Below are 13,099 nucleotides of genomic sequence, written 5' to 3'. Positions count from 1 at the left end.
GGCGAGCGCGTCGCTGCCGGCGCCCGGGGGCGCGCGGGGCGCGGATTACGCGGCGATGAGTTCGCCGGCGAAGCGGGCGGATGCCAGCTGGCCGCCGAGCAGTGCGAGGAGCACGCCGAGTTGGTCCGCGGGAGAGTCGGGAGCCTCCGGGTGCCACTGCACCCCGGTGATCGGCCTGCTTGCGTGTTCGAGCGCCTCGACGAGCCCGTCCGGGGCCAGTGCCGCGGCCACGAGCCCGTCGCCGAGCCGGCCGACGCTCTGGTGGTGCGCGCTCTGCACCGAGATCTCGGCCCGGCCGAAGCTGCCGGCCAGGCCGCTGCCGGCGACGAGGGTTACCCCGTGCTCCGTGAGGATCTCGTCGACCGGCACGCCGTCAGTCCGGTGGACGCCGTCGTCTTCGATGTGCTGCACGATCGATCCGCCGAGGGCGACGTTGATGATCTGCAGGCCCCGGCAGATGCCGAGCAGCGGGGTGCCCTGGGCCACGGCGCGCTGCACGAGCGCGATCTGGCCGGCGTCAGCGATCTCGTAGTGGCGGGTTTCACCCTCGTAGCCGGTGCGCCCGCCGTAGAACCGGGGGGCGATGTCCTCGCCGCCGACGATCACTATGGCGTCGGCATCGATGGTGGCGGCGAGCAGTTCCGTGACCGAGACATCCGCTGCAGCGGTGCGCGTGACCTGCCAGCCGCCCTGCTCGCCCTCGCCGGTCACGCGGGAGATCAGCGTCTGAACCTTGGCGTGGTACTCGCGCTGGTCGGGCCGGGATCCGGTCACCTCGACGACGGCCAGTCGGGGCAGGTCGGCCTGTGTGTTCATGCTCGCCTCGCTCCCGGTCATCCGTCGTTACTACCAGTGTGGGGAAGACCGGCGGATGCCGCGAGCGCGCCCGTAACAGGCCGCAACAGTTCCGGCCCGCCTGCAGGGGCGTCGTGCGGGGCCGCCGGCCCGTCAGCGGCCCTGCACGACGCAGAACTCGTTGCCGTCGGGATCCTGCAACACGCTCCACCGGGTGTTCCACTCGTCGTGGTCGTCGACCAGGGTCGCGCCCAGGCCGACCAGCCGGAGGACCTCCGCCTCTCGATCGCCCGCGACGAAGTCGACGTGCATGCGGTTCTTGGCGACCTTCTTCTCCGGCACCCGGAAGAACAGCCAGCCGGCCTCCCCCGGCCCGCCCTCGGGGATGAACGCGGACGCGGCATCCGCCCCCTCACGCACCGCACGCCCGAGGACCTCGGACCAGAACGCGGCGAGGCGGCCGGCATCCTCGCAGTCGACAACAATGTGGTGCAGCGCGAGAGTCATGCAACGGATGCTACCGGCGCCGGTTCTCGCCGGGTCCCTAGACTCACCCGCGGCGCGGGCATATGGTGAGCGAGGGACAGCGCGGAGGTGGGCACATGCGGGCAGGGTGGACGATCGTATCCGGACTGCTCCTGTCTGCGCTCGTGCTCTCGGCCCCCGCCGTTGCGCACGCCGAAGACCCGGTCACCTTCGGCGCCAGTCACATCGTCGACCGGGTCGACGCCCTCGGCGATCGCGAAGGCGACGTGCAGGCCGCCCTCGACCAGCTCTACGAAGACACCCAAACCGACCTGTTCGTCGTCTACGTCGACAGCTTCACCGGCGCCGCGGACCGCGAGGCCTGGGCCGACGAGACGGCCGACAAGAACGGCCTCGGCAGCAGAGATGTCCTCCTCGTCGTCGCCACGGCCGACCGTCAATACCAGCTGTCGGTCGCGGCCGACTTCGCGCTCACCGACGCAGAGCTGACCGACCTCGAGACCGTGGCCATCGAACCGGCCCTCCGCGAGAATGACTGGGCGGGGGCCGCCATCGGGGCCGCCGAGGGCATCGGCGCGAGCATCACCGGCGCCCCCGTGCCGGCGCCCGTCGTCACTCCCGGCGAGGCGAATCCGGGCGGCGGCCGATATACGGGCGTGTGGGTCGCGCTCGTCATCCTGATCGTGGTCGGCGGGATCGTGCTCGTGGTCGTGCTCGCCCGCCGGCAGCGCGCCGTCCCCGCCGGTGGCGCCGGTCGCGCCTCCGGAGCCCCGCCGGCCCTGACGACCGCGCAGCTCAAGCAGCGGGCCTCGAGCGAACTGGTGCAAACGGACGACGCGATCAAGACCAGCGAGCAGGAGCTCGGATTCGCGATCGCGCAGTACGGCGTCGAGGCGACCGGCGCGTTCCAGAGTGCGCTCGCCACCGCCAAGGCGCAGCTCAGCCAGGGTTTCACCCTGCAACAGCGACTCGACGACGCCGAACCCGACACCGAGGACCAGCGGCGGGCCTGGTACGGCGAAATCATCGCCCTGTGCGACAAGGCCAACGCGGCGCTCGACGATCAGGCCGCCGACTTCGACGAGCTGCGGAAGCTGGAGCAGAGGGCGCCGGATGCCGCGGCATCACTCGAAAAGCAGATCGCCGGCGTCGACGCCCGGATCAACGAGGCGGAGGCATCCCTCGCGTCCCTGTTCGAGCGGTACTCCGAGGCCGCCCTCGCGACGGTGGCCGACAATCCCCGCCAGGCGGATGAGCGGGTCACGTTCGCCGAAAACGCGCTCACCGAGGCGAATGCCCGGCTGGCCGCCGGCGAGCCGAGCGCGGCCGCGGTCGGGATCCGGGCCGCCGAGGAATCGGTCGACCAAGCGCGTCTCCTGCTCGACGCCGTCGATCGCCTCGGCGCGGATCTGGCGTCCGCCGCGCAGAGCGTGACCGGCGAACTCCGGGAGCTCGAGACCGACATCATCCAGGCCAGGGCCCTGCCGGCCGGCACCGGCGCGGCGGCCGAACTCCCCGGGGTCATCGCGGGCACCGAGCAGACGGTGGCCGAAGTGAAGGCACACCTCGCCGCGGGAAAGATCAACCCGATCGAGCTGGTTCAACGGTTGGAAACGGCCAACGAGCGGATGGACGCCGTGCTGGCGGGTGTGCGCGACGCCCAGGCCCAGGCGCAACGCGCCGAGGCCGCGCTCACCCAGACCCTGTTGGCGGCGCGCAGCCAGGTGTCCGCCGCGGAGGACTTCATCACCGCCCGCCGCGGCGCGGTCGGTGCGGAGGCGCGCACCCGGCTCGCCGAGGCCGGGCGCCTCCTGGTGCACGCGGAATCGTCCCGGGCCGCGGACCCGGCCGGTTCCCTCGCCGCGGCCCAGCGCGCCAACGCGCTCGCCGCGGAGGCCATCTCCATGGCCAGGAACGACGTCGACGGCTTCTCCGGCACCGGCGGCATGGGCGATATGTTCGGCGGCGGGCGAAGCGCCCGCGGCGGCGGCGATGGCAGCCTCGGCGCCGTGCTCGGCGGCATCCTGATCGGCTCTATCCTGAGCGGCGGCGGAGGCGGCGGCGGAGGCGGCTTCGGCGGCTTCGGCAGCGGCGGCGGCCGGCGGGGCGGCGGAGGCGGCTTCGGTATCCCCGGAGGTTTCGGCGGCAGCGGAACCCGCTCCAGGCGGGGCGGCGGCGGCAGGTTCTAGCACGTCCACCCGATTTGGCCCATAATCGCATCACTCCTGAAAGGACACCCACATGACGAAACAGTCCATCTTTGGACGCATCGCCCAGCTGGCGAAGGCGAACATCAACGCGCTCCTCGACTCCGCGGAAGACCCGCAGATGATGCTCGACCAGATGGTGCGCGACTACACCAACAGCATCGCCGACGCAGAAAGCGCCATCGCCGAGACGATCGGCAACCTGCGCCTGCTGGAGGACGACCACCGTGAGGACGTCGCCGCGGCCGGATCGTGGGGTGTCAAGGCTCTCGCCGCCAGCCGCAAGGCAGACGAACTGCGCGCCGCCGGCCAGACGGCCGACGGCGACCGGTTCGACAACCTCGCCAAGGTCGCGCTCGGCCGGCAGCTGCAGTCGGAGAAGGAAGCCAAGGGGGCCGAGCCGCAGATCGCGTCCCAGACGGCCGTTGTCGAGCAGCTCAAGACCGGACTCAACGCGATGAAGGAGAAGCTGGGCCAGCTGTCCGCCAAGCGTGACGAGCTGATCGCCCGGTCGAAGACCGCCCAGGCGCAGACGCAGGTCATGGATGCCATCAAGAGCATCGACATCATGGACCCGACAAGCGAGGTCAGCCGCTTCGAAGACAAGATCCGCCGGGAGGAGGCGCGCGTGCGGGGTGCCGGCGAACTGGCCGCCTCAAGCCTCGACGCCCAGTTCGAGAGCCTGGACGACCTCGGCGAGCTCACCGAGGTCGACGCCCGGCTCGCCGAACTCAAGGCCGGCCGCACCACCTCGATCGAGCAGTAGCCCGCGAAACCGCAGTTGTGCGCGCTATAACTCCGCTTTAGCGCGCACAACTGCGATTTCGCGTGGGGGTGGCGGGAACATACTGGCGGGGGGCGGCGTTGGCCGGGGTATGACAACTTTAGGAATCATCGGCGCCGGAAACATCGGCAGCCAGCTCGCGCGCCTTGGCGTGGCCAACGGATACGACGTGGTCGTGAGCAATTCGCGCGGCCCGGAAACCCTGCACGATCTCGTTGCCGAGCTTGGTGCACGCGCCCGGGCGGCGTTGCCGGCCGAAGCCGCCGCCGCCGGGGATCTCGTCGTCGTCACCATTCCGCTACACGCCATCGACACCGTCCCGGCCGAGCAGCTCGCCGGCAAGATCGTGATCGACACCAACAACTACTACCCGCAGCGCGACGGCAACATTGCCGAACTCGATGACGAACGCACGACCACGGCCGAGCTACTGCAGGCGCGCCTGCCCGACGCCCGGGTCGTCAAGGCGTTCAACCACATCTATGCCGCGGATCTGACCACGCACGGCCGGCCGGCCGGCTCGGAGGACCGGCGGGCGCTGGTCCTGGCCGGCGACGACGCATCCGCCCGGGATGCCGTCGCGGCGCTGCTGGACGATTTCGGCTTCGACGGCCTCGACCTCGGTCCGCTGTCCGAGGGCTGGCGCATCCAGCGGGACACCCCCGGCTACGGCCCGCGGATGAACGAGTTCGAGCTGCGCGAGGCCGTGAGCACCGCGACTCGCTACCGCGACATGTAGTTCGTTCCGCGAAACCGCAGTTGTGCGCGCCAAAACGGAGTTTTAGCGCGCACAACTGCGGTTTCGCGTTGAGGGGGTGCGGGGCCGAGGGGCATACTGAGGGCATGTCTCCCACCTTCGTTGTCGTGCCCCAGTGGCAGGGTTCCATTTCCTCGCGCGCGATGCGCCTCGCCGACGGGGCGGAGGCCATTCGCGGCGACCTGCCCGAGTCGGCCACGCGGACGGTGGACGTACCTGCCGAGGCCGGAGACGCCCAGGACACGGGCATCCATCGCTTCTCGACGCTTCTGATGGTGCGCGAACGGATGGACCTCACCCTCCGGTCCGTCACCGACTGGGCACTCACGATCGGCGGCGACTGCGGGGTGTCCCTCTCCGCCGTGGCGCATGCCGCCCGGCGGCACCCGAACGACCTCGCCGTCGTCTGGCTCGACGCGCACGCGGCCCTGCACACGCCGGAAACGTCGCCCTCTGGCGCGTTCAACGGCATGGTGGTGCGGGCGATCGCCGGCGAGGGCACCGACGGCCTGGCCCTGGCCGAGGACAGCCGCGTTCCGCTGGAGCGCGTGATCATCGCCGGCGCCCGCGACATCGACCCGGCCGAGGCCGACCTGATCGCGGAACGCGGAATCGTCACCGTTCCGGTGGAGGACCTCGGCTCCCCCGACGCGCTGGTGGCCGCCGTGCGCGCGACGGGCGCGGGCCAGGTCTACCTGCACATCGACCTCGACGTGCTCGACCCGTCCGCCATCACCGGGCTGGGCGACCTGTACCCGTTCGGGCTGGCCGTGGAGACCCTGACCGGGCTGATCACCGCGCTGCGGGCCGATTTCGGCCTGGCCGGGGCGACGATCGCGGGCTTCGCGCCGGCCTCGCCGGAAGACGCCGGCGACGATCTGCCGAGCATCCTGCGGATCATCGGCGCCCTCACCCGCTGAGCGCACCGGCCCCGTAGCATGGGGACCGGCGCGCCGGCGCCGAGGGGACACAGGAGGCTTCCGTGAGCGACCAGCAATCCGTGGCAGACCAGCCGAGGATCATCACCGAGCGGCGCGGGCATGTGTTCCTGATCGGTTTCAACCGTCCGGAGAAGCGCAACGCCGCCGATTTCGCGCTGCTGCAGCAGCTCGCCCTCGCCTACGGGGAGCTCGAGCGCGACCCGGAGCTGCGGGTCGGCCTCGTGCACGCGGTCGGCGAACACTTCACGGCGGGGCTCGACCTCGCCGACGTCGGTCCCCGGCTGGGCCCTGACGGAATCGACATCGTTCCCGAGGGCGGCATCCACCCGTGGCAGGTGGACGGCAGTTCGCTGTCCAAGCCGGTCGTGATGGCCGTGCAGGGCACCTGCCTCACCCTCGGCATCGAGCTGATGCTGGCCAGCGACATGACCGTGGCCGCCGAATCGACGATGTTCGGCCAGATCGAAGTGGCCCGGGGCATCCTGCCCTTCGGCGGCGCGACGATCCGCTTCCCCCGGGCGGCAGGCTGGGGCAACGCGATGCGCTGGATCCTCACCGGCGACATGTTCGATGCGGCCGAGGCCCACCGGATCGGCATCGTGCAGGAGGTCGTGCCCGACGGCACGCAGTTCGACCGCGCCCTCCAGCTCGCCCAGCGCATCGCCGGCCAGGCCCCGCTGGCAGTGCAGGCGACCCTCGCGAGCGCGCGCAGCGCCGTGCGCGACGGGGATGCCGCGGCCGAGGCCGGGCTCCAGCCGACCCTGGCGCGCCTGGCCGCGACCCAGGACGCCCGAATCGGCATGGCCGCGTTCCTCAGCCGCACGCCCGCCGACTTCATCGGCCGTTGACCCGGAAGGCACCATGCCGACAGACACCTACGACCTGATCCTGATCGGCGGCGGGTCCAGCGCCGAGAACGTCGCCGACCGGGTAGCGCGGGCCGGCCTCTCCACCGTCATCATCGAGAGCGAGCTCGTCGGCGGGGAGTGCTCGTACTGGGCCTGCATGCCGTCCAAGGCCCTCATCCGCAGCGGCACCGCCCTCAGCGCCGCCCGACGCGTCGGCGGGGCCGCCGAGGCCGTGACCGGAACCCCGGATGCCCGCGCGGCGCTGCGACGCCGGGACACGATCGTGCACGACTGGTCCGACGACTCGCAGGTGAAGTGGCTGGAGAGCACGGGCATCCGTCTCGTGCGCGGGCACGGTCGCCTGTCCGGGGTGCGCGAGGTCACGGTCACCGCCGACGACGGTACGACCAGGGTGCTGACCGCCCGGCACGCCGTGGCCGTGGGCACCGGATCGGCCGCGCTGCTGCCGGAGATCCCCGGTCTGGCCGACGTCTCCCCCTGGACCAGCCGTGACGCCACGTCCGCGCCAGAGATCCCGGAGAGCCTCGCCATCCTCGGCGGCGGTGTCGTCGCCGTGGAGATGGCGACCGCCTATGCCGCACTCGGGGCGACCGTGACGGTGATCGCCCGCAGCACTCTCCTGCGCGGGCAGGAGCCGTTCGCCGGCGAGCTGGTCGCCGAGGGCCTGCGTGCAGCCGGCGTGACCGTGCTTCTGGGGGCGACGGCGGCCCGCGCCGAGCGCACCGCGTCGGGCGAGGTCGAGCTGACGCTTGACGGCGGAGGGACGGTCACGGCGGCGGAGGTCCTCGTCGCCACCGGGCGCGTTCCCCGAACGACGGATCTGGGGCTGGACACCGTCGGCCTGACGCCCGGCGACTGGCTCGCCGTGGACGACACCATGCTCGTGCAGGGCAGCTCCCCCGCGCTGGCCGGCCGGTGGCTGTACGCGACCGGCGATGTCAACCACCGCGCGCTGCTCACCCACCAGGGCAAGTACCAGGCGCGGGCAGCCGGGGACGTCATCGTCGCGCGAGCCGCGGGCGCGCCCGTCGACGACGCACCCTGGGGTGCCCACGTCGCGACGGCGGACCACGCCGCTGTTCCGCAGGTCACCTTCACCGACCCGGAGGTCGCATCCGTCGGGCTGACCCAGGCGGCCGCGGAGGACGCGGGCCATCGCATCCGGGTGCTCGACTACGACCTCAGCTGGCTGGGCGGGGCCACCGTGCTCGCCGACGACTACACCGGTCGAGCCAGGGCGATCGTCGACCTCGACCGGAAGGTTCTGCTCGGCGTGACGTTCGTCGGGCAGGACGTCGCCGAACTTCTGCACGCGGCCACGATCGCCATCGTGGGCGAGGTTCCGATCCATCGCCTGTGGCACGCGGTGCCGAGCTACCCCACCCTGAGCGAAGTGTGGCTTCGGCTGCTGGAGGAATACGGCCGGCCGGGCGAGTCCTGAGGCCGGGCGACGACCTACGCTAGAGGGATGCGTCGCATCCTGTTCGACTCCCCGATCAGCCGGGCCGGCTATCTCTACGCGACCTGCGTCGGGGCACTCTGGGGTTCCCTGTGGAGCACCGGACGGGTGGAGCGGCGAAACGGGCTCATCGTCTTCAGCGGGATGCCCGCCTGGACGTTCGGTCGCGGCGGATCCTGCGTCGGCGGCTGCTATCTCACCAACCGAAACGTCTCCGCCGATGTGCTCGAGCACGAGGCCGTGCACAAGCGGCAGTGGCAGCGGTACGGCATGGTCTTCCCCCTGCTGTACCTGGTGGCGGGACGCAATCCGCTGCGGAACAGATTCGAGATCCAGGCCGGACTGCAGAAGGGCGGATATGTCAATTAGTCACAATGAGGGGCGCACTATGACCGCACGAACCATCATCATCACCGGCGCGAGCGACGGCATCGGAGCCGCTGCGGCCAGGAAGCTGAGCCGGGACGGAGACCGCGTCGTCATCGTGGGTCGGTCGGCCGAGAAAACGTCCGCCATCGCCGCGGAACTCGGCGCGGATTTCTTCGTCGCCGACTTCGCCGACCTGTCCCAGGTGCGCGCCCTCGCGACGGACCTGCTGGCCCGCTACCCGCGGATCGACGTTCTCGCCAACAACGCGGGCGGGATCATGGGCGCGCGGGAGACCACGATGGACGGGCACGAGAAGACCTTCCAGGTCAACCACCTCGCCCCCTTCCTGCTGACCATGCTGCTGGTCGACCGGCTCGCGGACAGCAAGGCCAGCGTGATCCAAACCTCCAGCGCGGCCAACAGCCTCTTCGGCAGGATCGACCTCGACGACCTTGACGCCGAGCAGACGTACTCCGCGAACAAGGCCTACGGCGACGCCAAGCTGGCCAACATCCTCTTCACCCAGGAACTCCACCGTCGCTTCAACGACGAGGGGATCTCCGCTGCCGCCTTCCACCCCGGCGTCGTCGCGACGAGCTTCTCGGCCACGTCGACGAGCCCCATGCGGTTCATCTACCAGACCGCGCTCAAGCGCTTCCTGCTGACCCCGGAGCAGGGCGCCGACACGCTCGTCTGGCTGGCGACGGCGACACCCGGAAGCGACTGGCGCTCGGGCGCGTACTACGAGAAACGAAAGATCGCGGGCGCCAACACGCAGGCCTACGACCCGGAACTGGCGGCCGGCCTCTGGGAGCGAAGCTCCGCCATGGTCGCCGAGCCCTTGCCCGTCGCCGAGCCCATGCCCATCGCCGAGCCCGTTCCCATCGCCGAGTAGCACCCTCGCCTCCCTCGCCGAACTGTGAGTTCGGCACCTTCACCGGGCCCGGGAAGGTGCCAAACTCACAGTTCGGCGGATGGGGATGGGGCGGAGGGGAGGGGAGGGGTGGGGTGGGTTAGACGAGCAGGTCGGCCTCGGCCCAGGCGGCGAGGTTCGCGCGGAGGGATGCTCCGAGCGTCGCGTCGACGGCGGTCCAATACGCGATCGCACGCTCGGTGACCTCGGGGCGCTGCACGCCGCTGATGGCACCCGTGATGGTGTCGAGGAAGCGAGCCTTGGCCGCGTCGTCGAAGACCTCGCGGTACAACGTGCCGGCCTGGCCGAAGTCGCTGTCCTCCGAGTGCAGTGTCGCCGCGGCGCGAAGCAGTGCGCCGTCGGACTCCCAGCTGCCCTCGCCGGCCGCCGCGGCATCCGCCACCGGGCCCCCGAGGGAGTTCGGCGCGTAGACCGGGGCATCCGCCGGCTTGAAACCGTGGCGGGCCGCGCCGTCCTGCGAGTAGTTGTGCACGGCGGTCTTCGGCGCGTTCACCGGGATCTCGGTGTAGTTCGTGCCGACGCGGTAGCGCTGCGCATCCGGGTAGGAGAAGACGCGGGCCATCAGCATCTTGTCCGGGCTGATGTCGATGCCGGGAACCGTGTTGGCCGGCGAGAACGCGGCCTGCTCGATCTCGGCGAAGAAGTTCTCCGGGTTGCGGTTGAGGGTGTGCGTGCCCACCTTGATCAGCGGGTAGTCCGCGTGCGGCCAGACCTTGGTGAGGTCGAACGGGTTGAAGCGGTAGGTCTTCGCGTCCTCGTAGGGCATGACCTGCACCGAGACGTCCCACGACGGGAAGTTACCGGCCTTGATCGCCTCGTAGAGGTCGCGGCGGTAGTAGTCGGCGTCGGCGCCGGCGATGAGCTCGGCCTCCGAGCCCTCCATCTCGACGTGGCCCTGGTTGGAGGCGAAGTGGTACTTGACCCAGAAACGCTCACCGGCGGCGTTGATCCACTGGTAGGTGTGCGAGCCGAAACCGGGCATCTCGCGCCAGGAGCGCGGCAGGCCGCGGTCGCCCATCAGGTAGGTGACCTGGTGCGCGGATTCCGGGGAGAGGGTCCAGAAGTCCCACTGCATGGTCGCGTCGCGCAGGCCCGAGCCCGGCAGCCGCTTCTGCGAGTGGATGAAGTCGGGGAACTTGATGCCGTCGCGGATGAAGAACACCGGGGTGTTGTTGCCGACGAGGTCGTAGTTGCCCTCGGAGGTGTAGAACTTCACCGAGAAGCCGCGCACGTCGCGCCAGGTGTCGGGGCTGCCCTGCTCGCCGGCGACGCTGGAGAAGCGCTGAAGCGTCTCGGTCGTCGCGCCGGGCTGGAAGAGCGCCGCGCGGGTGTACTGCGACACGTCATTGGTGACCACGAACTGGCCGTGTGCTCCGCCGCCCTTGGCGTGCACGATGCGCTCCGGGATGCGCTCCCGGTTGAACTGGGCCAGCTTCTCCACCAGGTACCGGTCGTGCAGTGCGGTGACGCCGTCGGCGCCGACGGTGAGCGAGTGCGCGTCGCTGGCGACGGGGGTACCCGTCTGGGTGGTGGTGGGTTCGATAGGCATGATGCTCCTTGCTGTTCGGTACTTCGCTGCTGTTCGATTGGGCTGGGTCGACGTACGAAATCAGGGGGTCGCGGGCTCGGTTCGGCAGGACGGGCAGAGGCCCCAGAAGGTGACCTCGGCGGATGCCACGGCGAAACCGCGCGCGTCGGCGGGGGTCAGGCAGGGCGCCTCCCCCACGACACAGTCCACGTCGTGTACCGCGTCGCAGCCGGTGCAGACGAGGTGGTGGTGGTTGTCGCCGACCCGTCGCTCGAACAGCGCGGCGGAGCCGGCCGGCTCGATCCGGCGAACGAGCCCGGCGGCGGTGAACGCGGCCAGCACGCCGTAGACGGCCTGCAACGAGGTGCCGGGCAGCGCCGCGTGCACGGCAGCGAACACCCGCTCCGCGCTGGCGTGCGGCGAGTCGGCGAGCGCGTACAACACGGCCAGGCGCTGCGCGGTGACCTTGAGGCCGGCCGAGCGGATGCCGTCGGCGAGCGTGTGCGTCGCCGTCGCATCCGTTGCAGTCATGCGCCCAGCGTAGCAGTTGTCTTGAATAATTCAAGATAAGGAATTGCGGGTTGACTCGCGGAGAAAAGTACCCTCAGCCGATGATCGCCCGGGTCGCCACATAGGCGGCGACGAGGAGTACGAGCACGGCGAAACCGCGCTTGAGCACGACGTCGGAAAGCCCACGGGCGAGGCGCCCGGCGGCGAAGGATGCTGCCATGGCGGCGGCGGCGAAGACGCCCACGACCGCCCAGTCCAGTTCCACGGTGCCGACGTGCGCGGCGAAACCGGCGGCGGAGTTGATGACGATGATGACCAGGGACGTGCCCACGGTGAGCGCCATCGGCAGGCCGAGCACCAGGGTGAGGGCCGGCACGATCAGGAAGCCGCCGCCGACGCCGAGCAGCCCGGTGAGGAAGCCCACCACGGCGCCCGTGGCAAGGGCACGGGGCAGGCAGTGGCGCCAGTCGGTTCCGCCGTCGGGAAGGGCGCAGGGTCCGACGACCGATTTCGTGGGGAAGAACATCCGCACGCCGGCGACGACCATGATCACCGCGAACACCCCGAGCAGCACGCGCGGTTCGATCATGCCGCTGATCAGCGACCCCAGGAACGCGGTGGCGATGCCCGGTGCGCCGATGACCGCCGCGAGGCGCCAGTTCACGCCGCCCTGCAGCCGCGGAATCACCGCAACGGCCGACGCCGCGCCGACCACGACCAGCGAGGTCGGGATGGCCTCGGACAGGGGCATCCCCACCCCATAGACCAGGGCGGGCACCGCGAGGATGGATCCGCCGGCACCGGTCAGGCCGAGCAACGCCCCGACCACGAGACCGAGGACCAGCGCCGGGACGATCATCGGTCGGTGAGCTGGTCGAGGGCCTCGCGTGCAGTCGGCTCGGTGACGGAGCGGTTCCACGGCATCCAGGACAAGGCGCGGCCCATCGCACAACTGTTGGTGGCAGCCGAGTAGGTAAGTCCGGCGCCGATGGTTCCGGCGATCACGCGCAGGTTCGGGGAGATGAATCGCCCGGCGAGCATGCCGGCGAGCACGAGCGACCCCGCGGCCATGCGCACCTGGCGCTCCAGCGCCCACGAGCTTCGGCCGCGCACGATGTCACCACCGACCGCCGCGTAGGCGGGGACGCCGCCGCTGAGGACCATCGCCCCGTCCAGCCCGACCGTGCCGAGGCGCTGCCTGGCCTGCTCGGCCCGAACCCCCGACTGGCAGATCAGCACCACGTGCGTGTCCATCCTGGCGGCGAACTCGGGCGTGTGTTCCTTGAGCAGGGGCAGCGGAACGTGGTACGAGCCTCGGATGTGCGAAGTCTCGAACTCGCCGGCAGCGCGCACATCGATCAGCAACAGGTCGTCCTGACGTTCGACCCAGCCTCGCAGCGTGGCGGCATCGACGGATGCGGTGTCCGCGGTCGTGCCTGTCGGTGTCGTCACGATGTCTT

14 protein-coding genes are annotated in these 13,099 nt (G+C 70.7%); 8 read left to right on the top strand and 6 right to left on the bottom strand.

All coding sequences use genetic code 11. The annotated features are described in order from the left end of the window. Positions 1 to 45 precede the first annotated feature (45 nt). The gene (locus E3T54_RS15375) at positions 46 to 837 is read right to left on the bottom strand and encodes a gamma-glutamyl-gamma-aminobutyrate hydrolase family protein (RefSeq protein WP_134476431.1); all 792 of its coding nucleotides are present in this window, start codon (positions 835 to 837) and stop codon (positions 46 to 48) included. A 111-nt stretch (positions 838 to 948) separates the two neighbouring features. Beyond that, positions 949 to 1,302 carry a VOC family protein gene (locus E3T54_RS15370; RefSeq protein WP_092324875.1) on the bottom strand — a complete coding sequence of 118 codons (354 nt, stop codon included), beginning with the start codon at positions 1,300 to 1,302 and terminating at the stop codon, positions 949 to 951. Between the two features lie 95 nt (positions 1,303 to 1,397). Between E3T54_RS15370 and E3T54_RS15365 the strand changes: the two genes are divergently transcribed. The 8 genes from E3T54_RS15365 (at position 1,398) to E3T54_RS15330 (ending at position 9,562) form a co-directional block, all read left to right on the top strand. After that, positions 1,398 to 3,470 (top strand): TPM domain-containing protein, encoded by a 2,073-nt coding sequence (locus E3T54_RS15365; protein ID WP_134476430.1) that lies wholly within the window; start codon positions 1,398 to 1,400, stop codon positions 3,468 to 3,470. A 52-nt stretch (positions 3,471 to 3,522) separates the two neighbouring features. Then, the gene (locus E3T54_RS15360; protein WP_092324879.1) at positions 3,523 to 4,254 is read left to right on the top strand and encodes a PspA/IM30 family protein; all 732 of its coding nucleotides are present in this window, start codon (positions 3,523 to 3,525) and stop codon (positions 4,252 to 4,254) included. A 109-nt stretch (positions 4,255 to 4,363) separates the two neighbouring features. After that, positions 4,364 to 5,011 carry an NADPH-dependent F420 reductase gene (locus E3T54_RS15355; protein ID WP_134476429.1) on the top strand — a complete coding sequence of 216 codons (648 nt, stop codon included), beginning with the start codon at positions 4,364 to 4,366 and terminating at the stop codon, positions 5,009 to 5,011. Positions 5,012 to 5,115: 104 nt separating this feature from the next. Beyond that, entirely contained in the window at positions 5,116 to 5,949 is an 834-nt protein-coding gene (locus E3T54_RS15350) for an arginase family protein (RefSeq protein WP_134476428.1), read from the top strand. A gap of 62 nt (positions 5,950 to 6,011) precedes the next feature. Continuing rightward, on the top strand, positions 6,012 to 6,818 hold the full coding sequence (locus E3T54_RS15345; RefSeq protein ID WP_241977261.1) for a crotonase/enoyl-CoA hydratase family protein: 807 nt from the start codon (positions 6,012 to 6,014) through the stop codon (positions 6,816 to 6,818). A 13-nt stretch (positions 6,819 to 6,831) separates the two neighbouring features. Continuing rightward, the gene (locus E3T54_RS15340) at positions 6,832 to 8,280 is read left to right on the top strand and encodes an NAD(P)/FAD-dependent oxidoreductase (protein ID WP_092324884.1); all 1,449 of its coding nucleotides are present in this window, start codon (positions 6,832 to 6,834) and stop codon (positions 8,278 to 8,280) included. 27 nt (positions 8,281 to 8,307) lie between these two features. Then, complete coding sequence (locus E3T54_RS15335) at positions 8,308 to 8,667, top strand: Fe-S oxidoreductase (RefSeq protein ID WP_134476427.1); 360 nt, start codon at positions 8,308 to 8,310, stop codon at positions 8,665 to 8,667. Between the two features lie 19 nt (positions 8,668 to 8,686). Beyond that, entirely contained in the window at positions 8,687 to 9,562 is an 876-nt protein-coding gene (locus E3T54_RS15330) for an SDR family NAD(P)-dependent oxidoreductase (RefSeq protein ID WP_134476426.1), read from the top strand. Between the two features lie 118 nt (positions 9,563 to 9,680). Here the strand turns inward: E3T54_RS15330 and E3T54_RS15325 are convergent, their stop codons facing one another. The 4 genes from E3T54_RS15325 to E3T54_RS15310 all read right to left on the bottom strand — a co-directional run bounded on the left by E3T54_RS15325 (position 9,681) and on the right by E3T54_RS15310 (position 13,091). Then, positions 9,681 to 11,150 (bottom strand): catalase, encoded by a 1,470-nt coding sequence (locus E3T54_RS15325; RefSeq protein WP_134476425.1) that lies wholly within the window; start codon positions 11,148 to 11,150, stop codon positions 9,681 to 9,683. Positions 11,151 to 11,210: 60 nt separating this feature from the next. After that, positions 11,211 to 11,660: a Fur family transcriptional regulator gene (locus tag E3T54_RS15320; protein ID WP_134476424.1), complete on the bottom strand. Its 450-nt coding sequence runs from the start codon at positions 11,658 to 11,660 to the stop codon at positions 11,211 to 11,213. A 73-nt stretch (positions 11,661 to 11,733) separates the two neighbouring features. Further along, positions 11,734 to 12,498, bottom strand: coding sequence for a sulfite exporter TauE/SafE family protein (locus E3T54_RS15315; RefSeq protein ID WP_134476423.1), 765 nt, complete (start codon positions 12,496 to 12,498; stop codon positions 11,734 to 11,736). Beyond that, the gene (locus E3T54_RS15310) at positions 12,495 to 13,091 is read right to left on the bottom strand and encodes a rhodanese-like domain-containing protein (protein WP_092324896.1); all 597 of its coding nucleotides are present in this window, start codon (positions 13,089 to 13,091) and stop codon (positions 12,495 to 12,497) included. The genes E3T54_RS15315 and E3T54_RS15310 overlap by 4 nt, the downstream gene beginning before the upstream one ends. Between the last annotated feature and the right edge of the window lie 8 nt (positions 13,092 to 13,099).

Origin of the sequence: Cryobacterium sp. Sr8, from assembly GCF_004403225.1 — a bacterium.
Lineage (GTDB): Bacteria > Actinomycetota > Actinomycetes > Actinomycetales > Microbacteriaceae > Cryobacterium > Cryobacterium psychrotolerans.
This window is presented reverse-complemented; position numbering and strand designations above follow the sequence as displayed.